The organism is Mesorhizobium sp. AR07, assembly GCF_024746815.1.
In the GTDB taxonomy this organism is placed as follows: Bacteria; Pseudomonadota; Alphaproteobacteria; order Rhizobiales; family Rhizobiaceae; genus Mesorhizobium.
Window position 1 is genome coordinate 266,764 of record NZ_CP080526.1, and the last position, 20,462, is coordinate 287,225.

The window sequence follows — 20,462 nt, forward strand, 5'->3', positions numbered from 1 at the left end:
AGCCAGCTCGCCCTGATCGCAATCTGGAGACTTTTGGACATGAACCGGATCACCTCTTTCGCCGCCACCGTTGCCGTTGCGGCTTTCGCTGCGTTTCCTGTTTTTGGGCAATCGTCCGACTCGACCGGTTTTGGCAATGCCTCGAAGATCCAACCCAGAGATGGCGCCGGCATTTACGCGGCGATCTGCCGGGGTTGCCACATGCCGGAAGGCGTCGGCGCAGTCGGGGCCGGCAAATATCCGGCGCTCGCCAAGAACGAGAAGCTCGAAGCGGGCGCTTATCCGGTCGTCATGGTGGTCAAGGGTCAGAAGGCGATGCCGCCGCTCGGCTCCTATCTCGATGACGAGCAGGTGACGGCCGTGGTTAATTACATCCGTACCAATTTCGGCAACAACTACACGGATGCGGTGACTGTCGAAGACGTGCAGGCGGCGCGCCCGTAAACCCGGCCTGAACAGGTCATTGCAGGCGCATTACCGGCGGGCGCACGCTGACCTTCCTTGGCTCCGCGGCTATCTCGAACAGGAGTTGGTGCCGCTACGCTCTAAACTCCAGGCCACGAAAGCACTGGGCTGGAAAACGCCCGCTGAGGCGCTTGACGAGTGGTTGCGGTAGGTCAAACAGATTGGTGTTGCGACGACCGGCCTGAATCCGCCCAATTTTCGTGCGCTGCCCATTCCGGTCTTCTCAACCTGCACGGCACCCAGCCAAGCATGAGCCGCGTTGGCACTAGGACAATGCCGAGGCGGAAAACTTCATGAAAACACTGAAGCAGGACGTAGTGCAGGTCCTCAAGCGCCTCCTTCGGGATTCTCTTCCCCAAGGTTGCAGGCTAGGCCTGAGTCCAGGAACGCCCTAAGATCGAAAAGTCGGGCAACCGAAAGGCGCGGAACGTCAGTGGTCTTGACCGATGCGACCGCGGGATCGATCATCCAGGCATATTTCCCCCACCATTTTCTAGGCAACGCCCCACGCCCGACAGCGTCTCCTCACGTCATCTCGCGAACCCCGAGTCGTAGATCACGTTGAGGACGCCGCGAACTGCGGCCACCGGCCAGGCAGCGTATTATTCATCAGTGCCGACGCTAAGCATGCTCTTCCTCGTCGTCGGATAATCCTGGCATGATATCACCTGCGAGTAGCTTCTCCTTCGAGAGCAGTCCAACGCCCTGCGACAGCGATCATTCCACCGGTGGAGGGCCAATGCACAATGCCCGAAGTATACAACTCCAGCTTTCAATACCCGAGCTTTGGTCGGAGTAGTGCTTGTCAGCGTCTTGGGTGACGGCTGGAGCTGGAGCGGTCATTACAATGGCCAACGCCGTGGCAGCAAGTATCGTTCGTGGCCAGTGAGACCGCAATTTCTGGAGCCTCGAGCGCCCCACAGCGTCTTTTTCTGAGGTAGGCATTTTTCGTTTTCCTTTTGGATCATCACGGATTTGAAGAGGATCTGGTGTTATGTCCCGTTGGGAGAGCCGGCGAAGCGGCCGATATTCATGTGGTCGAGTCATAAGTTCTCCTGAATGTTTGTTTTACGAGAACCCTTATGGCAGCCCTAGCTGACAACAGGCTGAAAGCGGTCTTCGGGATGGCAATCCTGTCTGCCGATCGCAGCGAGATCCAATGGAGCCGGGGCGTCCCATGGGATGCGCAGCCTGTATTGCGTTCGGACGAATGTCATGTGAACTCCTGGGCTAAAGACTGCGCGACGGGCCATGTCGGAACACGTATCATGGCTATGAATATGCAATTGGCATGCCACCAAACGGTTTGTGAGCAGCGACCACAAATCGGAGGAGTCGCCCCCTGGCCGGCTTGATCCTAACCCCTAGCATGTCTGGATCTGAACACAGATTGTCGTCAATCGGACTCGGACAAAATGCTGTGACCAGCTTTGGCACCGGCTGACGCCAGAGTCCTCGGTTGACAATTGCGCGTCTGAGGGCGGATTGGGCAACAGGCGATCGCCGGGGCCGGTCGAGTTGCGCAGCCGTGTGTTGCTGTTAGCGTGGCAGCATAGGGCCGCAGGTGTGAGCCCGCCTCGTAGCAGAGGTGGATCCGATCGAACTTGGCGGCGATCCGTTGGATAACGCGGCGCATGCTTGTGTCCGATGCATCGACCTCACCGAAGTAGCGAACCTCTCCTTCCCGGCCGGCGTCCGCAATCGCCACGGCATTCCTCTGCTTCGCAACATCGATTCCGACAAGTGCTTCCCTATAATCTGCCACGGCTCGTCCTCCTGCGATGCGGATCGGCTCGGCCCGCCCGAGATGGGGTATTCGGCTTGAGCCCTATCTTCGGGCGACAATGCATGGTGGATAGGTTGAAGGTGCTGCCCTTCGAGCTGATGGTCAAGCGTGGTCTGCATGCCCGCAGCCACAAGCATCAGAAGGAGAAGCGCAGCATGAAACATTATGTCGGCCCCATTGCATTATTGGGACACAGATATACGGTAGGCATGTCGGCGCGGTCATGAGGCGTCAATCCTAAGCGGCAGGAACCCTTCGCCATCGACCATGAGATGGTCTGACCAGACGTAATCGCCCGTGATGTTGATATGGTCCAGCCCAACGGCGAGAGCTGCGGGATTATGCGCTCATCGAATGCCGTTCCGCGCCGGCGCATCGCTTCGACGACGCGACCGAGATAGCGGCAGTTGAACAGGAGGCGTTGTCACGTTGTTTGAAATGTGGCCGCGTGAGGCCGATACCGCGCTTTTCAGGCAGGCCGTGCACTCACGGCCTCCCACGCGGCCATGGCTTGGCGTCGATGGGTTCGAATTTGTGCGGCGGAGCGGTTGGTCTGGGATGGGACGAAGAGATTTCGGACGGCGGAGAAGATCGACACGAAATGCTGCCGACCGACCGGAAACCCTGTCGCGTTCGTTCCCGTTTTCGGAACGGCAGGTGAGAATTCTCCGCCCGGTTGTTCAAGCCTTTATGCGAGCGGTGTTCCAAGTTTGGCATGAGCTGGCGTTTGGCCGCCCCGTAGGAGCGCAGTTTGTCGGTGATCATACGCTTTGGCGGCAGACCCTGCTTCTTCAGAAGTCGCGTCAGCAGGCGCCTGGCGGCCTTGGTGTTGCGACGCGTCTGGACAATCTCGTCGAGCACATATCCGTCCTGATCAACCGCTCTCCACAACCAGCACTTCTGACCGTTGATGCGCACCACGACTTCATCCAGGTGCCAGACATCGTCTTTCGTCGGCGACTTGCGGCGTATGCGGCGCGCATAATCAGGGCCGTGCTTTCGGCACCATCGGCGGATGGTCTCGTAGGAAACGACGATCCCGCGATCGAGCAGCATTTCCTCGACATCGCACAGGCTCAGATTGAAGCGGATTAGAGCCAGACAGCAGGGCCACGATTTCGATCGGATAGCGGTGGTTCTTGTAGGTCGGTGCACTCACGGTCATGGGCGCGCTGCTACCTCAATTTCCTTACCCCTCAATCAATGTGACAGCACCGTCCTGCCTCATTCTTGACAGAGAACATGAGCGCGGGCGGTCACAGCCGGAGTAAATCCAGGAGCACCGGGAGCCTCCCGTGGCCGAGATGCCTCCTGCATCATTATCTCTCGCATCCAGATGCTTGCCGGATCGCTATTGTGGAGAGCCGGCCACTGGGCGGCTTCGGTGAAACCGGGAAGCGGCAGCGGAAGTTCGACGACCTGAAGGGGAAACGTGTTTTCGAAATGCCTGACCAGCCGGAGGGGCACGGTCGCTATACGAGCTGTGCCGGACACCATGGGCGGGATCATGCTGAAGCTCTGCACGACGACTTCGACACGTCTTTTAAGACCATGCTCAAGCAAGAACCCTTCCTCGATGGAGGGTTTCAGCAAACGTCCGAACCTGACGCAGACGTGCCTCATCGACATGTATCTCTCGAATGTAAGGTGCCGTGGCAGCTGCTTGTTCGTGGGACAGCCTACGCATACGAGCCTCTCGTGGAAAAGCGCCACACTTGGATGCGCCTTCGACATGAACACATCCGGAGTGATCAAAAAATCGACCTCGCCACGCCGGAGGACCTCATCGGGGCTGCCGTGGAGAGGCATCAATTCGAAGCTGACGGCGGGGGCTTCCCGGGCAACACGCTCCACGACCGTTTCAAAAAACACGAGCGTGGCGAAATCGGAAATAATGATCCTGAAGCGGCGATCGGATCGAGCAGGGTCAAACGGATCCGACGACATAATCGAGGACTGGATGTTTAGGAGAGTCTCGCGGACTGCGGGGCCAAGTGCTGCTGCACGTGATGTCAGAATACGTTCTCGGCCGCTCATGCTGAACAGTTCATCGCCGAAAAAATCGCGCAGCCGGGCGACGGCCGCACTCATGGCCGGCTGACTGAGGTTGATGCGTCGTGCCGCCGCCGAGAGATTGCGCTCGGCCAGCAGGGCGTCGAGCACGACGAGAAGGTTCAGATCAAGCCCTTTGAAACGCATGTCTGCGGCTATCCATCCGTCCAGGTGGCCCGCGATGTGATCAACCCGACATGGCCGATCACCGGAATGGCCTCGTCGGAGAGCCGCTCCACGGTCGCCAGACTGGCGCTGCAATAGACGGCGTCGGCGCTCGCCTTGTAGAGCGCGAAAGCCCAGCGCACAAAATCGTCCGCCATGCCGACCTCGAAGAAATTGACGCCCGGCACCGCAAACAGGCTTGGCGCAACCTCGCGGAAATGCGGAAGAACCATGATCTCAGGCGGCACCGAAACCATGTCGACGCCGGCCCTCTCGGCAGCCTCCAACTCGTCCAGCGTCTCCACGCGGATCATCGTGAACTGATACTTGTCTTTCAAGGCGCGGATATCCGCTACCGTGGGTCTCTTCCTGCTCATCGGCTGCACCTCACATTTTGCGCGATCATGACGCCAGCAACGTCTTGAGTTTCACGTCGGGCGACATCAGTTCCGAGGGTCCGGCCGCGCCCGCCTCGCGATCAGCATGTCGGCCAGGCAGTGGAGCAGGATCGGCGCGCATCTTCTGCTGCAAACCCGCACGCAGACCCTCGACGGCTCCCTGCGCTCGACCTTCAAGCAATGGTATCCCGGTATGGCGAACGACAATCACGAACCAGACGAAACAGCTCTCGCCGCATAACCGCCCCACAGCTCCTCATGCTCCCCTAATTAGCGCGGAGAATAGACCAACACGGGTCCTTCGACTTGGACGAGACCGTCGGCGTCGTTGGACAAATCCGTCAGTGGCAGCGGGCGACGGCGCCGGGCGTGACCGCGTATTTCTTGCGGAACTCGCGATAGAAATAGGATAGGTCGTTGAAGCCTGCGTCGTAGGCGATTGCCGTGATGCCCTCGGCCGCTTGTGCCTGTCTCGGCGCCACCAGCCGGGCGTGCGCAAGTTCAAGCCGCCGGTTGATAAGCCGGTGGCCGGGCGTTTCACCGAGCGGCTGAAAATGCCGCTGCAGCATGCGTTCCGATACATTTAGTCGCCGCGCCAGTTCGCCGGGGCCGAAGCTCGGATCGGCGCAATTGCGGTCGATCATGGCCAGCGCGCGCGACAGCAGCGTTTCGGCGTGCTGCACGGCGCCGTTCTCTTCGATGCCATGCAAATACGCCCCGAGCAGACACAACAAGGCCTCGCCGAGCTGGGATGGCGCACTCGGTTCCGCCACCATCTTGGTGATCACCGCCCGCATCGCCAGCCAGAGGGGATCGTTGCGGCTAATGGGCACGCCGTTGGTGCAGCCTTTGCCCAGGCGATGTAGCATTTCGGCGCGCGGCATGTGGATGGAAACCTGGTTGGAGCGCTTACCGTCATAAACGAAGGAGGATGGACGGACGGAATCGACCAGAAACATATCACCTTGCGCCAGCTGGGCGGAACGCTCGCCCTGCTCGACGCGGCAATGGCCCTCGTCCTGAATGAGCAGGAACAGATGTTCGCCGGGGTCCTGACGGATCGATCGGGCACTGCGCTGCACGTAGCGCGCATCCAGCGCCACGATCGCGGTATCGAAAAAGCTGATGCGGCGCGTGGTGACGTCGCCGGCCACCATCTGGGCTCGTGCCATCGGCTCCAGATCGAAAGCGCCACAGGCCTTACGGATTTCCTCCCGCAGCACCTCCACCGCGGTCGGCTTGTGCACTGGCGTCATAAGTGATTGCATCCTGGCCTCCCTAGCTTTTGCTGACTGCTTGTCAATTATCCTCGAACGCTATGACCCGTTGCCTATCACCGTTCCACCCGCGACAGTCGTAAAACCGCCGGATTCAGCGGCACGCCGCAGTAGCTTGCACGGCGCGTCTGCCAACCCTTCGACGGAGAGACGCTCCAGCAACGCGACGACTGTTTTAAGCCCCCGGTGTTTCGCATACTGGATCGGCCCGCCGCGGCAGCGCGGGAAGCCGTAACCGTGGATCTTGACGAGATCGATGTCGGAGGCCCGGAGCGCGACGCCTTCCTCCAGGATCCCTGCCGCCTCGTTGACCATCGGCAACACGATGCAATCGGCAAGCTCGCCTTGTGCCCAGTTGCGCTGCGGCATGACCGCCGACTCTTCGGCGATAATCGCCGCCACGATGTCGGACGCTTTGGGCGTGCGGTCGCCCGGGTGGTAATCGTACCAGCCGCCGCCGGATTTCTGGCCGTGGCGCTCCATCGCGCAGAGCCGGTCGGCGACCGGCGCGAAGGGCGCTTCGCCCCGCTCGCGGGCCGCCTTGCGCTGGAAGGCGGCGATGTCGAGGCCGCCGAGATCCTGCGCCTCGAACGGTCCCATCGGTAGGCCGAAGGCGCGCATGGCGGCATCGACAGCGGACGGTGTCGCACCGCAGAGCAGCAGGCGCTCGGCCTGTGCTCGCGTGACCTTCAGGATGCGGTTGCCGATGAAGCCGTCGCAAATGCCGGCGCGGACCGGGATTTTCCCGAGCAGGCGGGCGAGTGCGAAGCCGGTCGCCAGAACGTCCGGCGCTGTGGTCGCCGTCGGAACGATCTCCAGGAGCTTCATGACATTGGCCGGGCTGAAGAAATGCAAGCCTAGGAAGCGCTCGGGATGGCTTGCGCCTCCGCTGATGACGTTCGGATCGAGATAGGAGGTATTGGTGGCCAGTACAGCATCCGGCCGGCAGACCTCAGAGAGCTTTGTGAAGACGGTACGCTTGACGGCGATATCCTCGAAGACCGCTTCGATGACGAGATCCGTATCGGAAAGCAGGCCATAGTCCTCGCTGCCGGTCACACCGGCCATGCGTTCGACCGCGGCTTCCTGGGTGATGCGGCCGCGTTTCACTGAGCCGTCGAAGATCGCGCGGATATTGGCCAGGCCTCGCTCGACCGCCGCCTTATCGCGCTCGACGAGAACGACCGGCAAGCCGGCATCGCGGAGTGCGACGGCAATGCCGGCGCCCATCGTGCCGCCGCCGACGACAGCGGCCGAGCGGACGTTGCGCGGCGTGACACCGGATAGCTCGGGGGGGCGGGGGGCGGCGCGCTCTGCGAAGAAGACGTGGCGCAGTGCGGCTGCCTGAGAGGAGCCTCGGAGCTCAAGGAAGGTCTCGCGCTCGAAGGCCATGGCGTCTGCGAAATCCGTTTCGCTGGCGTTGCGGATGGAGGAGAGCGCCTTGAGGGGAGCGACTTCGCGTTTCGCCTTTGCAGTCACTTCCGTTTCAGCACTTTCCCAGAATCCGGCTTCGACCGCCGGTACGGCGCGGCGGGAGATCGGCTCGGGCAGAGGCTTTTCAGCGACATCGTTTGCGAAGGCAATCGCACCCGTGCGCAGATCACCATCGATCACAGCATCGATGAGGCCTAACATTTCCGCCTTTTTTGCACCGACCGGACTGCCACTCGTCACCATATCGACGGCGGCGGCGGGGCCGATCAGGCGGGGCAGGCGGACGGTGCCGCCGGCGCCGGGAATAATGCCGAGCTTCACCTCCGGCAGGCCGAGGCTGGCTGAGGCTACGGCAACCCGGTAGGCACAACCGAGCGCCACTTCGAGACCGCCGCCGAGTGCACTGCCATGGATCGCCGCGACCCAGGGCCGCTTAGCGTCCTCGATGCATGCCACCACATCTGGCAGATGCGGCGGCCGCGGCGGCTTGCCGAATTCGCTGACATCCGCCCCGGCGATGAAGGTGCGGCCGGCGCAGATCAGGACGACAGCCTTTACAGCCTCGTCCGCGTTGAGTTCCGCCACCGCCTCCACCAGGGCTTGGCGCAACGCCTGCGACAGGGCATTGACGGGCGGGTTGTCGACGGTAACGACGGCGATGGCGCCTTCGCGGGCGATGGTGACGGTCATGGACTCATATTCCCAAATATGCGGCGCGGATGCGTTCGTCCGCGATCAATTCCGTGGCGGGGCCGGAGATGATGATGCGCCCCGTCTCCATGACATAGCCCCGATCGGCGACGGACAGCGCGCCAAACGCGTTCTGCTCGACGAGAAGAACGGTGACGTCGAGCGCCTTCAAGCTCTTGACCACGTCGAAGATCTGCCCAACGAGTATCGGCGCAAGACCCATGCTCGGCTCGTCGAGCAGCAGGCAGGAGGGGCGCGCCATCAGCGCGCGGGCAATCGCCAGCATCTGCTGCTGCCCGCCGGAAAGACCGCCCGCCGCTAAATTACGCTTCTCCTTGAGGATCGGGAACATCGCAAAGGCGTCCTGCATGTCGCGCTCCACCTTGTCGTCGGCGAAGAGATAGGCGCCGAGCCGGAGATTCTCCTCCACCGTCAGGTTGGTGAAAATCTGCCGTCCCTCCGGCGACTGGGCGAGGCCGCGCCGAACGCGGGCATGCGCCGGCACTGATGTCAGCGTCTCGCCGCGGAAGACGATGGAGCCGGACGAAACCGACTGGATGCCGGAGAGGCATTTGAGCAGCGTCGTCTTGCCGGCGCCGTTCGCGCCGACCACCGTGACGATCTCGCCGGAGGCCACGTCGAGATCGATGCCATGCAGCACCTCGATGCGGCCGTAGCGCGAGCGCAGTCCCTCAACCATCAGCATGCTGAGCCTCCGTTGCCTGGACGCCGAGATAGGCTTCGATGACGCGCGGGTTGCGTGAAATCGCCGTCGGCTCCCCCTCGGCGATCTTTTCGCCGTGATCGAGCACCACGATATGATTGGAAATGCGCATGACCATCTTCATGTCGTGCTCCACCAGCAGGATCGATACGCCTTCGGCCGCGACCTGTGCAATGAGGTGATCGATCTCTTCCGTTTCGACCGCGTTGCAGCCGGCCGCCGGTTCATCGAGCAGCAGCACGCGGGGCTTTAACGCGAGCGCGCGGGCGATTTCCAGCCGCTTCAGCGCGCCGTAGGAGAGCGAGCCTGCCTCCTGCTCGGCGGCACGGCCGAGGCCGACGCGGTCGAGAAGCGCGCGAGCGCTTTCCTCCGATGCCTGGCTGCGGCGGCGCGCGGCGGGCAGCGAGAAGAGATCGGCAAAAACCGAACCGCGCTCATGCAGGTGATGGCCGGCGATGGCGTTTTCCAGAACACTCATCGACTGGAAAATCTGCAAATTCTGGAAGGTGCGCGACAGACCGCGCCGCGCCAGCAGATGCGGCGGCATGCGGGTGACGTCCTCGCCATCCAGCACGACGCGGCCACGGGCCGGGGCATAGACGCCGGAGATCATGTTGAACAGCGTCGTCTTGCCGGCGCCGTTCGGGCCGATGACGGAGACGATCTCGCCGGGTTTCAAGGAGAATCCGACATCATTGACGGCGCGCAGGCCGCCGAAATCGATGCCGAGGCCTTCGATCTGAAGCAGGCTCATTCTCCCCTCCCCCGGATGCGGCGCGCGATCGAAGGCAACAGGCCCTCGCGCATGAAGATCATGACGAGCATCATGACGAGGCCGAGCATGAGCTGTTCGTATTCCTGAAAGATCGTCAGCACCTGCGGCAGGGTCGTCAGGATCGCAGCACCCAGGATGGCGCCGAGCACCGAGCCAGCCCCGCCCAGAACCGTCATGGTGACCATCTCGATCGAATGCATGAAACCCGCGACATCCGGCGTGATGAACTTGTTTTGCAGCGCCAGCAACGAGCCGGACACCGAGGCATAGACCGCCGAGATAACGAAGGCGACAAGCTTGTAATGCGCGACGTCGACGCCGACCGTGCGAGCCGCGACTTCCGAACCGTGCAGCGCCCTGAGCGCCCGGCCGGTCGGGCTATGGTAGAGGTTGAGCGCCAGCCATGCGCCGCTCACCAGCACGAGGCCGGAGAAGGCATACCAGAATTCGGTGTTGGAAAGATCGATGCCGATTGCCTTCAGCACGGCGCGCAAGCCCAGTTCCGGCACCGCCATGCCATCCGGCCCGCCGGTCAGCTGCGCCTCGTTCGAGAGCACCATGGAGACGAGAATGCCGAAACCGAGGCTGGCGACCGCGAGATAATAGCCCTTGAGCCGCAGGATCGGCCGGCCGACGAGATAGGCGATGGCGGCGGACAAAAGCGCGCCGAGCAGGGCGGCGAGCGCCGGATGCAGGCCTAGATGAACAGGTGCCAGCGCGCAGGCATAGGCGCCGATGCCGGCGAAGCCTGCATGGCCGAGGCTAATCTGGCCGGCATAACCGATGAGGATGACGAGACCCGTCACAGCGAGGCCGTTGACGAAAATCAGCGAGCCGACGCGGAAATAGTAGGACGATGGGAAGAAGATAGGCGCAATCGCGATGACCGCCGCGAGGATGAGGAGCGTGGTTGCCTTGCTGGAGAGCCGCATGGTCACACCCGATCCGTCGACTTGCGGCCGAACAGGCCCTGCGGCATGGCGAAGAGCACGGCGAGGATGACGATGAAGGCGGCGGCATCCTTGTATTGCGAGCTGATATAGCCGGCCGTCATCGCCTCAAGAATACCGAGCAGCAGCCCGCCGACCAGCGCGCCCTTGGGGTTGCCCATGCCGCCGAGCATGGCGGCGGCAAAGCCCTTCAGCGCCAGCGCCAGGCCGACATCGTAGCTGGTCAGCGTGATCGGCGTCACCAGCACGCCGGCGAGCGCCCCGATGGCGGCGGACATGGCGAAGGAGAGCGTCATCACATAGTTGGTGTTGATGCCGACGAGCTGCGCGGCGACGCGGTTGTTCGCCGTTGCCAGCACCGCGCGGCCGATCAGCGTGCGTGTAAAGAACAGCCACAGACAGACGAAGACGGCGAGCGCGCCGGCAATCACCCACAGGCTCTGCGGCAGGATCGTCGCGCCGCCGATAAGGATCGGCTGGTCACCGGAAAAGGCCGGAAAGCGGTGGATCTGCTTGTCGAAGACGAGCTGCGTCGCACCACGGATGAAGATGGAGGCGCCGATCGTGATGATGATCAGCGAGACGACCGGCGCACCGCGCGCGGGCTCGATCGCCAGCTTGTTGAGCGCGACACCGATCGCCGCCGTAACGATGATGGCGATGAGCGCCGCAAGCGGCAGCGGCAGGCCGGCGGCATGCGCGAAAAAGGTGATCATGCCGCCGAGCATGACGAACTCGCCCTGCGCGAAGTTCACGACGTCGGACGCATTATAGATGATCGTGAAGCCGAGGGCGACCAGCGCATAGACGGCGCCGACCGTGATCCCGGACAGAAGGAATTGCAGCAGTTCGGGCATGGAGGCCTCCGCTTCGCGCACGACGTTTCCGCCAGCCCATGCCACGAGGGCGCAGGCTGGCGGTTCGATTACTCGACGATCTTCCAGCCGCCCTTTTCGATCTGCAGCATGCGGAAGGCCGAGAGATCGAGGCCGAGGTGATCCTCGGCCGTCATGGTGACGGTGCCTGTTGTGCCGACGAGACCCTTCGTGCCCTCGATCGCATCGCGGATCGCCGACGGCTCGGCACTGCCCGCCCGCTTGATGGCATCGACAAGGATACGCAGCGCATCTTGGGCATAACCGCCGAAGGTCGAGACCGGCTTGCCGGTCGCCTTCTCATAGGCGTCCTTGTAAGCCGTGACGACAGGGCGCTGCGGATCGCTTTCCGGCAGCAGCTTTGCCACGAGCAGCGCCGTACCCGGCAGGCGAACGCCTTCCGCGGCTTCCGCGCCGGCAAGCTCGATGAAACCATCCGACGCGACGCCGTGCGACTGGTAGAGCGGCAAGCCGACAGCGAGCTGGGCGTAGTTGCGCGTGACGATCGCCGGGCCCTGGCCAAAGCCGGGGTTCAGCACAGCCTGGATGCCGTCCTTGCCCTTGATGTTGGTGAGCTGCGGCGTCATGTCGGCGTCGGTCGGGCCATAGGTCTCGTCGGCGAGAACCTCGATGCCGTAGTCGCCGACGATCGAAAGGCACTGCTTGTGCATGGAAGCACCAAAGCCATCGGAACCCGAGATCATGCCGATCTTGGTGATGGCGTTCTTCTTCATGTCTTCAAAAATCTTCGCACAGGCCATGCGGTCGGTGTGGGGCGTCTTGAAGGTGTAGGGCTTTACGGGATCGATAATCTCGATGGCGCCGGCAAGCGAGATGAAGGGCACTTCCGCATCCTCGAAGACCGGGATGATCGCCATGGAAGTGCCGGTCGTCGTGCCGCCGATCACGGCCACCACTTCGTCGTCTTCCACGAGGCGGGTCGCGAAGGTGCGCGCCTTGTTCGGGTCGCCGCCGTCGTCATAGATGACGAGTTCCAGCTTCTCGCCATTGACGCCGCCGGCCGCATTGATCTCTTCGACCAGCAGCTTCAGCGTCTTGGCTTCCGGATCGCCAAGGAAGGAGGCGGGGCCGGTTTCGGAAATGGTTGCGCCGATCTTGATATCGGCAAAGGCGGGCGCCGCAAGGCCCAGGACCAGGGCAAGTGCTGTGGTGGTGAGCGCAAATTTCATGTCGGTTTCTCCTCCCAACAAAGACAAAGGGTTAAAGCGAAAACTCCTCTTACGCCACCACGGGGCGGCGCCACATCACCACGCGGAACCGGTTCGCGACGAAAGCCGCATCCGTCAGGCTGGCATTGCCTGCCGGGTTCGCACCGGTGACGTGGAAATCGCTGAAGGCGGCACTCTGGTTGACGTAGATGCCGCCGGTCAGGTTGACCGAAAGATTGACGCCGGCCGTGGCGAACCGCTCGGCGGCGGCAAGGATCTGCGCTTCGTCGGTGGCGTAGAGGGCAGCGGTGATCGCGCCCTTGCGCTCGGCGAGCTCGGCCGCGCGGTCTACGCCATCGGTCGCGTCATCGACCGCGACAACGAAGGCGATGGGACCGAAACGTTCTTCCGCATAGGCCGCGCTATCCGCCGCGTCGACGGCGAGGATCAACGGCGTTGCGGTGCGCGCGTCGTCAAGGCCCTCGACGGGTGCGGAGTCCCGCACGACGCGGCCGAGCGAACGGACTGTCGCGATGCGTGCGAGCGTCGCCGGGTTGGCAATGGCACCGCAGACGCCGGCCGCGCGGGCCGGGTCGGCGAGCAGGCTATCGACAGCCGCGGCGATGCCGGCAGCGACCGCGTCGAATGTCTTGCGGCCCCCGTTCGTCTCGATGCCGTCGCGTGGGACAAAGATATCCTGCGGGGCGGTGCACATCTGGCCGGAATAGAGCGAGAGCGAGAAGGCGATGTTGCTGCACATGCCGGCGAAATCATCGGTGGCGCCGATGACGATGGAGTTGACGCCGGCCTCTTCCGTATAGACGTCGGCCCCGCCGGCATTTTCGCGCACCCAACTGCCGAATGTGTTGGAACCGGTATAGTCGATGATGGCGACCGCCGGGTGCTGCACGAGATCCTTGGTGATTTCGGAACCGGGCGCATCGGCAGCGAGCAGCACGATATCGGCAGCAAAACCCCCTTCCACCAGCACCTGCCTGATAATCTCGACGGTAATGGCAAGCGGCAGGATGGCTGCCGGATGCGGCTTGACGATGACGGTGTTGCCGGTGGCAAGGCTGGCAAAGAGGCCGGGATAGCTGTTCCAGGTCGGGAAAGTGTTGCAGCCGATGACCAGCGAAACGCCGCGCGGCACGACGCGCCAGTGTTTTTCCATGACGATCGGCTCGCCCTTGCCCTGCGGCTTCGTCCAGATCGCCTGGGCCGGCGTGCGGGTCATCTCGGCATAGGCGTAAGTGACGGCTTCGAGGCCGCGGTCCTGCGCATGCGGGCCGCCAGCCTGGAAGGCCATGGCGAAAGACTGGCCCGTCGTATGCATGACGGCATTGGCCATTTCGAAACTGCGAGCATTGAGGCGGGCGAGGATCTCGAGACAGATGCCGGTGCGCACCTCCGGCGAGGCCGCGGCCCATTGCGGAGCGGCGGCACGGGAAGCCATGATCAGCATGTCGACGGAGGCTGCTGGATACGTGATGCCAAGAGATGGCCCGTAAGGCGACACTTCCGCACCCACAGAGCCCTCTGCCGGATGATCGGCGAGAACGAAGGCCTTGCCGAGCCGAGCCTTGTAGGCAACGAACCCGTCGTCCTTGGCGGTCTCGCCATAGATCTTGCCGCTCGGCACTTCGGGATAGGCGGACCAGAAGTCACGCTTGGTGGCCGCTTGCAAAGCTGCATCCAGCGTCGGGCGATGGCGCTCGAAAAGTTCGGTCATCTCTGGCTCCTCCCAGTCAGTGATTTTATAATTGACCGGCCGTTCGGTTTATGCAAGAGTTTTTTTTACGGTCGCCGCTGGGAAGGGCGACAGGGAGGAAAAATGTCCACATCCGACACCATTCTGTCGGCGATTGCCGATGGCGTTCTGAGCCTCACGCTGAACCGCCCGGACAAGCTCAACGCCTTCGACGAAGAGATGCACCTTGCGCTGCGCGCCGGTTTCGAGCGGGCCCATGCGGATGAGACTGTCCGCGCCGTGCTGCTTACCGGCGCCGGCCGCGGCTTCTGCGCGGGCCAGGATCTCGGCGACCGCGATTCCAAGAAGGGTGTGCCAGACCTCGGCCACACGATCGAGACCTATTATAACCCGCTGCTCCGCCTCATCCGCAGCCTCGAAAAGCCGGTGATCTGCGCCGTCAACGGCGTTGCCGCCGGCGCCGGCGCCAACATCGCCTTTGCCTGTGACATCACGCTCGCCGCCCGCTCGGCCCGCTTCATCCAGGCTTTTGCCAAGATCGGCCTCGTGCCGGATTCCGGCGGCACCTGGAGCCTGCCGCGCCTCATCGGCGAGGCCCGCGCCAAGGCGCTCACGCTCACCGCCGAACCGCTCGGCGCGGAAACCGCCGCCGACTGGGGCCTGATCTGGCGCGCCGTCGACGACGACACGCTGATGGACGAGGCAATGGCACTTGCCACCCGCCTCGCCGCCGGCCCGACCCGCGGCCTCGGCATGACGAAGCGCGCCATCCAGGCCGCCGCCACCAATTCGCTGGACCAACAGCTCGACCTCGAACGCGACCTGCAACGCGAGGCCGGCCGCAGTGCCGACTATGCCGAGGGCGTCTCCGCCTTCCTCGAAAAGCGCAAGCCGGAGTTTTCAGGCAAATGAGCGCTGCCAACCTTTCCCCCCAAGCGCTGGCCGAAGCCTGTGCCAAGGCCATGTGGGACGACGACAATGCCACCCGCCATCTCGGCATGGAACTGATCTCCGTCGCCCCCGGCGAAGCGACGATCACCATGACGATCGCGGACAGCATGACGAACGGCCACGGCACCTGTCACGGCGGCTACATATTCACGCTGGCGGATTCGGCCTTCGCCTTTGCCTGCAACACCTACAACCAGCGCACCGTCGCCCAGCACTGTTCGGTCACATTCATCGCACCGGCGTTCCGGGGCGACCGGCTGACGGCGACAGCTCAAGAAGTGTCGCGCCGGGGGCGCGGTGGCATCTACGATATCCGCATCACCAATCAGGAGGGCGAGCACGTCGCGGAGTTCCGCGGCCACTCGCGAACAGTCAAGGGTACGCACCTGCCGGAGTGAGGCAGACCATCCCGCATTCTTGGAGGAGAATTTCATGGAAGACCTGTCCCCCCGCCCCGGCGACCTCGAAGCGATCGAGACAGCGTCGCGCGACGAGATTTCCGCGCTACAGCTTCAGCGCATGAAGTGGTCGCTGACCCACGCCTACGAGAATTCCCCCTTCTATCGCCAGCGCTTCGACGAGGCCGGCGTGCATCCCTCCGACCTGAAGACCCTGTCGGACCTCGCGAAATTCCCCTTCACCACCAAGAAGGACCTGCGCGATACCTATCCCTTCGGCATGTTCGCCGTACCCCGCGAAAAGCTCGCGCGCATCCACGCCTCCTCCGGCACGACCGGCAAGCCGACCGTCGTCGGTTACACCAAGAACGATATCGACACATGGGCGACCGTCGTCGCCCGCTCGATCCGCGCCTCGGGCGGCCGGGCCGGCGATATCGTGCATGTCGCCTATGGCTATGGCCTGTTTACCGGCGGCCTCGGCGCGCACTACGGCGCGGAAAAGCTCGGCTGCACCGTGGTGCCGATTTCGGGCGGCATGACGGAACGCCAGGTCACGCTGATGCAGGATTTCAAGCCGCGCATCATCATGGTCACCCCCTCCTACATGCTCTCCATCCTCGATGAGTTCCGTAAGCACGGCATCGACCCGCGCGAAAGCTCGCTCGCCGTCGGCATCTTCGGCGCCGAGCCCTGGACCAACGCCATGCGCGAAGAGATCGAGCAGGCCTTCGACATGCATGCCGTCGACATCTACGGCCTGTCGGAAGTCATGGGCCCGGGCGTCGCCAACGAATGCGTCGAGACAAAGGACGGCCTGCACATCTGGGAAGACCATTTCTACCCCGAGATCATCGATCCGGTGACGGGCGACGTGCTGCCGGATGGCGAAATGGGCGAGCTTGTCTTCACCACGCTCACCAAGGAAGGCCTGCCGATAATCCGCTACCGCACGCGCGACCTGACGAGGCTTCTGCCCGGCACCGCGCGCGCCATGCGCCGCATGGAAAAGATCACCGGCCGCTCCGACGACATGATGATTCTCCGCGGCGTCAACGTCTTCCCGACGCAGATCGAGGAGCAGATCCTGAAATGTCGCGGTCTTGCCCCGCATTTCCAGATCGAGCTGACCCGTTCCGGCCGTATGGACAACATGACCGTGCATGTCGAATGTACACTGGAAGCGACCGACGAGGGCGCACGCGCAGGATCGGCGAAGGAACTCGCCCACCACATCAAGAGCGTAGTCGGCATCTCCACCAAGATCCTCGTGCATGAACCGGGCGGCGTGGCGCGCTCCGAGGGCAAGGCAAAGCGGGTGGTCGACAACCGCCCGAAAGAATGAACGAACGCAGCGCCGGTATAGCCCGGCACCGGGTTGACTGTGTATAGGGAAGGCAATCGCCCTCCCATGGCGGGTGTCAGCCCGAAATAAGCAGAGCAGGACGACATGGCACGCACGCGCGCACTGGATTTCGAGGAAAAACAGCGGGGCATTCTGTCGAGTGCCGCGGCGGTGTTCGCCGAGATGGGCATGGAGAAAGCCTCCATGTCGCTGATCGCCTCGCACAGCAACGTCTCGAAGGCCCTGCTCTACCACTATTATCCGAGCAAGGACGCGCTGATCTTCGACATCGTGCGCACGCACCTGTCCGAGCTGGAAGAGGCAGTCGAGGCGGCCGACCGCACCGACGTCACCCCGCAAGAGCGGCTGCGCCTGCTGGTCAAGGCCGTGCTGGCGAACTACGAGGGCCGCGACAACGAGCACAAGGTGCAGCTGAACGGCACCAGCGCGCTGTCGGAGGCGCAGCTCGCCGAATTGCAGGCGATCGAGCGGCAGATCGTCAAGCGCTTCTCCGGCGTTATCCGCGACATCAACCCGGATCTTAACAAGGACCGGCCGCTCCTAATGCCCGTCACCATGTCGCTCTTCGGCATGATGAACTGGGTCTACATGTGGTTCCGCCCGAACGGGCCGATTACGCGCGACGAATATGCGGATATCGCGACAACCCTGATCCTTGAGGGCGTCAAAGCCGTTACGTAAGTTTTAACTAACCGTCTTCTGGCCGCTCGACATCCTTGCCCGTCGCGGCGACCGACTCCAGCCGCTCCGCGAACTCGCGCCGCAACGTGCGACGCAATTCGGCCGCCTTGTAGCGCCGGATATCGACCGTGCTCTTCGGCTCCAGTTCCGGCACGCGCACCGGACGGCTGGCCTCGTCCACAGCAACCATCGTGAAATAACAGGAATTGGTGTGCCGGCGGTGGCCGGTGCGGATGTTTTCCGCCTCCACGCGGATGCCGACTTCCATGGAGGTGCGCCCCGTATGGTTGATCGAGGCGCGGAAGGTGACGAGTTCGCCGACGTTGATCGGCTCCTTGAACATCACCTGGTCGACCGAAAGCGTCACCGCATATTGCTGCGAATAGCGGGACGCGCAGGAGAAGGCGACGCGATCGAGCAGGTTGAGCAGCGCGCCGCCATGAACCTTTCCGGAAAAATTCGCCATGTCGGGCGTCATCAAGACGGTCATTTCCAAGCGGCGCGGGTCTTGCTCGATCGGCGTCATGCGGTCACTCTCTCGTTTTGGCCACCATCGTCAGAACGTCGTACTGCGCGACCGTGGCCCCGGTCTGGTTGGTCACATTGCAATCCCAGCGCACCTCGCCGTGTTCGGCATTGGCGCGCGGATTGATTTCCTTGCAGGTGAGCTGCACCTGGAGCGTATCACCCGGATTGACCGGTGTTAGGAAGCGCAGGTTGTCGACGCCATAATTGGCAAGCACCGGACCCGGCGCCGGATCGACGAAGAGGCCGGCAGCAAAGGAGACGATGAGATAGCCATGCGCCACGCGCCCATCGAAGAACGGGTTCGCCTTGGCCGCTTCGTCGTCCATGTGGGCGTAGAAGGTGTCACCGGTGAAGTTGGCGAAATGTTCGATATCGTCGAGCGTCACAGTACGCGTCGCCGTGATCAGCTGGTCGCCAATCTTCAATTCCGCCAGAGACTTGCGAAACGGATGCTCCCCGCCGGCCCGCGCCTCGGCGCCCGGCATCCAGCGACCGGTGACGGCTGAAAGCAGCGTCGGCGCGCCCTGTATGGCGGTGCGCTGCATGTAATGTTTGACGCCGCGCATGCCGCCCAGTTCCTCGCCACCGCCCGCGCGGCCGGGGCCGCCGTGCACGAGGCCCGGCAGCGGCGAACCGTGGCCGGTGGACGATTTGGCGCTCACGCGGTTGCCGATCATCACGCGGCCATGGAACGGCGCGAGGCCGAGCACGACCTCTTCGGCAAAAGCCGGATCATTGGTGAAGACGGAGGCGACGAGGCTGCCCTTGCCGCGCAGCGCGAGATCGACCGCCTCTTCCGCCGTGTCATAGGGCATGACAGTGCTGACCGGACCAAAGGCCTCGACATCGTGGATCGCGCGGGCGGAACCCGGCTTGTCGCAATAGAGCAGCACCGGATTGAGGAAGGCGCCGGCCACCGCATCGCCAGATGTAACGCTCGGATTGTCCGGATCGCCGGCGACGATTTCCGCATCGGCAGAGAGATCACGGATGCGGGCGCGAACCTCCTCGCGCTGGTCGAGGCTGGCGAGCGGCCCCATGCGGACGGCCTCGTCGGTCGGATTGCCGAGCGCCGTCTTGCCGAGACGGGCACGCAGGTTCTCGATGAGCGCCTCGCTAAAGGCGCGCGGCGCGATGACACGGCGGATCGCCGTGCATTTCTGGCCGCCCTTTGCGGTCATTTCACGAGCGACTTCCTTGACGAAGAGGTCGAACTCCTCCGTGCCGGGCGCGGCATCGAGGCCGAGCACCGCAGCATTGAGGCTATCAGCCTCCATGGTGAAGCGCACGGAATTTTCGACGATCGCCTTGTGCGTCTTGAGGCGCCGGCCGGTCGTGGCCGAACCGGTGAAGGTCACGGCATCCTGACCTTCGACATGGTCGAGCAGATCGCCGACCGAGCCGCAGACAAGCTGCAACGCACCTTCCGGCAGGATACCGGTCTCAACAACGCGGCGGACCATCAATTCGGTGAGATAGGCCGTCTGGCTCGCCGGCTTGACGATGGCGGGAACGCCGGCCAGCAGCGTCGGCGCTAGCTTTTCCAGCATGCCCCAGCAGGGGAAGTTGAAGGCGTTGATATGGACCGCGACACCCTGCAAGGGGCTCAGGATATGCTGCGCCGAGAAGGTGCCGTCTTTGGAAAGCAGCTCCACATCGCCGTCGAGCAGCACGCGGGTGTTCGGCAGTTCACGCCGCCCCTTCGAGGCATAGGAGAGCAACGTGCCGATGCCGCCCTCGATATCGACCCAGCTGTCTGCGCGGGTGGCGCCGGTCGCGGTCGAAAGGGTATAAAACTCTTCCTTCCGTTCCATCAGGGCCTGGCCAAGCGCCTTCAGCATGGCGGCGCGTTCGTGGAAGGACAGGCGGCGTAGCGCGGGGCCGCCCTTCTCGCGGCCATAGACGAGTGCTGCCTTGAAATTCACGCCGGTAGAATCAATGAAGGCGACCGGCGCGCCCGTCGAGGCGTCGAGCAGCGGAACGCCATCCTTCGCCCCCGCGACCCACTGGCCGCTGACATAGCTTTCAAGCCGGCGCGGCCGGTTTGACATGACGTTCATCTCGTCG

General features: G+C 63.2%; 18 protein-coding genes and 3 pseudogenes. 7 read left to right on the forward strand and 14 right to left on the reverse strand.

All coding sequences use genetic code 11. From position 1 onward, the window contains the following. Positions 1–39: 39 nt before the first annotated feature. Positions 40–444: a c-type cytochrome gene (locus BPNPMPFG_RS33980; protein ID WP_183455384.1), complete on the forward strand. Its 405-nt coding sequence runs from the start codon at positions 40–42 to the stop codon at positions 442–444. 1,591 nt (positions 445–2,035) lie between these two features. Here BPNPMPFG_RS33980 and BPNPMPFG_RS33985 read toward each other — a convergent pair. Continuing rightward, positions 2,036–2,230, reverse strand: a pseudogene (locus tag BPNPMPFG_RS33985) (IS110 family transposase); the annotation flags it as partial. Between the two features lie 83 nt (positions 2,231–2,313). On the opposite strand from BPNPMPFG_RS33985, the gene BPNPMPFG_RS33990 reads away from it, so the two are divergent. Then, positions 2,314–2,478, forward strand: a complete 165-nt coding sequence (locus BPNPMPFG_RS33990; RefSeq protein WP_258597212.1) for a hypothetical protein — start codon at positions 2,314–2,316, stop codon at positions 2,476–2,478. Positions 2,479–2,720: 242 nt separating this feature from the next. Here BPNPMPFG_RS33990 and BPNPMPFG_RS33995 read toward each other — a convergent pair. From BPNPMPFG_RS33995 to BPNPMPFG_RS34005, 3 genes and pseudogenes are all read right to left on the reverse strand, one after another. Then, positions 2,721–3,416, reverse strand: a pseudogene (locus BPNPMPFG_RS33995) (IS6 family transposase). A 59-nt stretch (positions 3,417–3,475) separates the two neighbouring features. Further along, positions 3,476–4,450: a LysR family transcriptional regulator gene (locus tag BPNPMPFG_RS34000; protein ID WP_258597213.1), complete on the reverse strand. Its 975-nt coding sequence runs from the start codon at positions 4,448–4,450 to the stop codon at positions 3,476–3,478. Between the two features lie 8 nt (positions 4,451–4,458). Next, the gene (locus BPNPMPFG_RS34005) at positions 4,459–4,845 is read right to left on the reverse strand and encodes a hypothetical protein (protein WP_258597215.1); all 387 of its coding nucleotides are present in this window, start codon (positions 4,843–4,845) and stop codon (positions 4,459–4,461) included. Between the two features lie 118 nt (positions 4,846–4,963). Between BPNPMPFG_RS34005 and BPNPMPFG_RS34010 the strand changes: the two are divergent. Further along, positions 4,964–5,107: pseudogene (locus tag BPNPMPFG_RS34010) on the forward strand (ISKra4 family transposase); the annotation flags it as partial. 100 nt (positions 5,108–5,207) lie between these two features. Here the strand turns inward: BPNPMPFG_RS34010 and BPNPMPFG_RS34015 are convergent. The 8 genes from BPNPMPFG_RS34015 to paaN form a co-directional block, all read right to left on the reverse strand. After that, positions 5,208–6,134 (reverse strand): helix-turn-helix domain-containing protein, encoded by a 927-nt coding sequence (locus BPNPMPFG_RS34015; protein WP_258597216.1) that lies wholly within the window; start codon positions 6,132–6,134, stop codon positions 5,208–5,210. A 48-nt stretch (positions 6,135–6,182) separates the two neighbouring features. Beyond that, a complete protein-coding gene (locus BPNPMPFG_RS34020; protein ID WP_258597217.1) occupies positions 6,183–8,267 on the reverse strand; it encodes a 3-hydroxyacyl-CoA dehydrogenase NAD-binding domain-containing protein in 2,085 nt (694 codons plus the stop codon). Between the two features lie 4 nt (positions 8,268–8,271). Beyond that, on the reverse strand, positions 8,272–8,973 hold the full coding sequence (locus BPNPMPFG_RS34025) for an ABC transporter ATP-binding protein (RefSeq protein WP_258597218.1): 702 nt from the start codon (positions 8,971–8,973) through the stop codon (positions 8,272–8,274). After that, positions 8,960–9,745: an ABC transporter ATP-binding protein gene (locus BPNPMPFG_RS34030; RefSeq protein WP_258597219.1), complete on the reverse strand. Its 786-nt coding sequence runs from the start codon at positions 9,743–9,745 to the stop codon at positions 8,960–8,962. Before BPNPMPFG_RS34030 ends, BPNPMPFG_RS34025 begins: the two co-directional genes overlap by 14 nt. Further along, positions 9,742–10,698 (reverse strand): branched-chain amino acid ABC transporter permease, encoded by a 957-nt coding sequence (locus BPNPMPFG_RS34035; protein WP_258597220.1) that lies wholly within the window; start codon positions 10,696–10,698, stop codon positions 9,742–9,744. The genes BPNPMPFG_RS34030 and BPNPMPFG_RS34035 overlap by 4 nt, the downstream gene beginning before the upstream one ends. 2 nt (positions 10,699–10,700) lie before the next feature. Then, the gene (locus BPNPMPFG_RS34040) at positions 10,701–11,573 is read right to left on the reverse strand and encodes a branched-chain amino acid ABC transporter permease (protein WP_258597222.1); all 873 of its coding nucleotides are present in this window, start codon (positions 11,571–11,573) and stop codon (positions 10,701–10,703) included. 68 nt (positions 11,574–11,641) lie between these two features. Further along, entirely contained in the window at positions 11,642–12,781 is a 1,140-nt protein-coding gene (locus BPNPMPFG_RS34045) for an ABC transporter substrate-binding protein (RefSeq protein WP_258597224.1), read from the reverse strand. Between the two features lie 49 nt (positions 12,782–12,830). Beyond that, on the reverse strand, positions 12,831–14,492 hold the full coding sequence (gene paaN, locus BPNPMPFG_RS34050; RefSeq protein WP_258597225.1) for a phenylacetic acid degradation protein PaaN: 1,662 nt from the start codon (positions 14,490–14,492) through the stop codon (positions 12,831–12,833). Between the two features lie 102 nt (positions 14,493–14,594). Between paaN and paaG the strand changes: the two genes are divergently transcribed. From paaG to BPNPMPFG_RS34070, 4 genes are all read left to right on the forward strand, one after another. Continuing rightward, on the forward strand, positions 14,595–15,383 hold the full coding sequence (gene paaG, locus BPNPMPFG_RS34055; protein WP_258597226.1) for a 2-(1,2-epoxy-1,2-dihydrophenyl)acetyl-CoA isomerase PaaG: 789 nt from the start codon (positions 14,595–14,597) through the stop codon (positions 15,381–15,383). Next, complete coding sequence (gene paaI / locus BPNPMPFG_RS34060) at positions 15,380–15,820, forward strand: hydroxyphenylacetyl-CoA thioesterase PaaI (RefSeq protein ID WP_258597227.1); 441 nt, start codon at positions 15,380–15,382, stop codon at positions 15,818–15,820. Before paaG ends, paaI begins: the two co-directional genes overlap by 4 nt. Positions 15,821–15,854: 34 nt before the next feature. Then, a complete protein-coding gene (gene paaK, locus BPNPMPFG_RS34065) occupies positions 15,855–17,165 on the forward strand; it encodes a phenylacetate--CoA ligase PaaK (RefSeq protein WP_258597228.1) in 1,311 nt (436 codons plus the stop codon). A 105-nt stretch (positions 17,166–17,270) separates the two neighbouring features. After that, complete coding sequence (locus BPNPMPFG_RS34070; protein ID WP_258597229.1) at positions 17,271–17,867, forward strand: TetR/AcrR family transcriptional regulator; 597 nt, start codon at positions 17,271–17,273, stop codon at positions 17,865–17,867. Between the two features lie 7 nt (positions 17,868–17,874). Here BPNPMPFG_RS34070 and BPNPMPFG_RS34075 read toward each other — a convergent pair whose 3' ends face one another. Next, positions 17,875–18,393 (reverse strand): acyl-CoA thioesterase, encoded by a 519-nt coding sequence (locus BPNPMPFG_RS34075; RefSeq protein WP_258597231.1) that lies wholly within the window; start codon positions 18,391–18,393, stop codon positions 17,875–17,877. A 4-nt stretch (positions 18,394–18,397) separates the two neighbouring features. Continuing rightward, positions 18,398–20,455 (reverse strand): phenylacetic acid degradation bifunctional protein PaaZ, encoded by a 2,058-nt coding sequence (gene paaZ, locus BPNPMPFG_RS34080; RefSeq protein WP_258597232.1) that lies wholly within the window; start codon positions 20,453–20,455, stop codon positions 18,398–18,400. Positions 20,456–20,462: the final 7 nt, after the last annotated feature.

What these genes read in the sequence shown, in the direction of transcription:
- BPNPMPFG_RS33980 (WP_183455384.1), top strand. Translation starts at nt 40, where the DNA reads ATGAACCGGATCACCTCTTTCGCCGCCACCGTTGCCGTTGCGGCTTTC.
- BPNPMPFG_RS33990 (WP_258597212.1), top strand. Translation starts at nt 2,314, where the DNA reads ATGGTGGATAGGTTGAAGGTGCTGCCCTTCGAGCTGATGGTCAAGCGT.
- BPNPMPFG_RS34000 (WP_258597213.1), bottom strand. Translation starts at nt 4,450, where the DNA reads ATGCGTTTCAAAGGGCTTGATCTGAACCTTCTCGTCGTGCTCGACGCC.
- BPNPMPFG_RS34005 (WP_258597215.1), bottom strand. Translation starts at nt 4,845, where the DNA reads ATGAGCAGGAAGAGACCCACGGTAGCGGATATCCGCGCCTTGAAAGAC.
- BPNPMPFG_RS34015 (WP_258597216.1), bottom strand. Translation starts at nt 6,134, where the DNA reads ATGCAATCACTTATGACGCCAGTGCACAAGCCGACCGCGGTGGAGGTG.
- BPNPMPFG_RS34020 (WP_258597217.1), bottom strand. Translation starts at nt 8,267, where the DNA reads ATGACCGTCACCATCGCCCGCGAAGGCGCCATCGCCGTCGTTACCGTC.
- BPNPMPFG_RS34025 (WP_258597218.1), bottom strand. Translation starts at nt 8,973, where the DNA reads ATGCTGATGGTTGAGGGACTGCGCTCGCGCTACGGCCGCATCGAGGTG.
- BPNPMPFG_RS34030 (WP_258597219.1), bottom strand. Translation starts at nt 9,745, where the DNA reads ATGAGCCTGCTTCAGATCGAAGGCCTCGGCATCGATTTCGGCGGCCTG.
- BPNPMPFG_RS34035 (WP_258597220.1), bottom strand. Translation starts at nt 10,698, where the DNA reads ATGCGGCTCTCCAGCAAGGCAACCACGCTCCTCATCCTCGCGGCGGTC.
- BPNPMPFG_RS34040 (WP_258597222.1), bottom strand. Translation starts at nt 11,573, where the DNA reads ATGCCCGAACTGCTGCAATTCCTTCTGTCCGGGATCACGGTCGGCGCC.
- BPNPMPFG_RS34045 (WP_258597224.1), bottom strand. Translation starts at nt 12,781, where the DNA reads ATGAAATTTGCGCTCACCACCACAGCACTTGCCCTGGTCCTGGGCCTT.
- paaN (WP_258597225.1), bottom strand. Translation starts at nt 14,492, where the DNA reads ATGACCGAACTTTTCGAGCGCCATCGCCCGACGCTGGATGCAGCTTTG.
- paaG (WP_258597226.1), top strand. Translation starts at nt 14,595, where the DNA reads ATGTCCACATCCGACACCATTCTGTCGGCGATTGCCGATGGCGTTCTG.
- paaI (WP_258597227.1), top strand. Translation starts at nt 15,380, where the DNA reads ATGAGCGCTGCCAACCTTTCCCCCCAAGCGCTGGCCGAAGCCTGTGCC.
- paaK (WP_258597228.1), top strand. Translation starts at nt 15,855, where the DNA reads ATGGAAGACCTGTCCCCCCGCCCCGGCGACCTCGAAGCGATCGAGACA.
- BPNPMPFG_RS34070 (WP_258597229.1), top strand. Translation starts at nt 17,271, where the DNA reads ATGGCACGCACGCGCGCACTGGATTTCGAGGAAAAACAGCGGGGCATT.
- BPNPMPFG_RS34075 (WP_258597231.1), bottom strand. Translation starts at nt 18,393, where the DNA reads ATGACGCCGATCGAGCAAGACCCGCGCCGCTTGGAAATGACCGTCTTG.
- paaZ (WP_258597232.1), bottom strand. Translation starts at nt 20,455, where the DNA reads ATGAACGTCATGTCAAACCGGCCGCGCCGGCTTGAAAGCTATGTCAGC.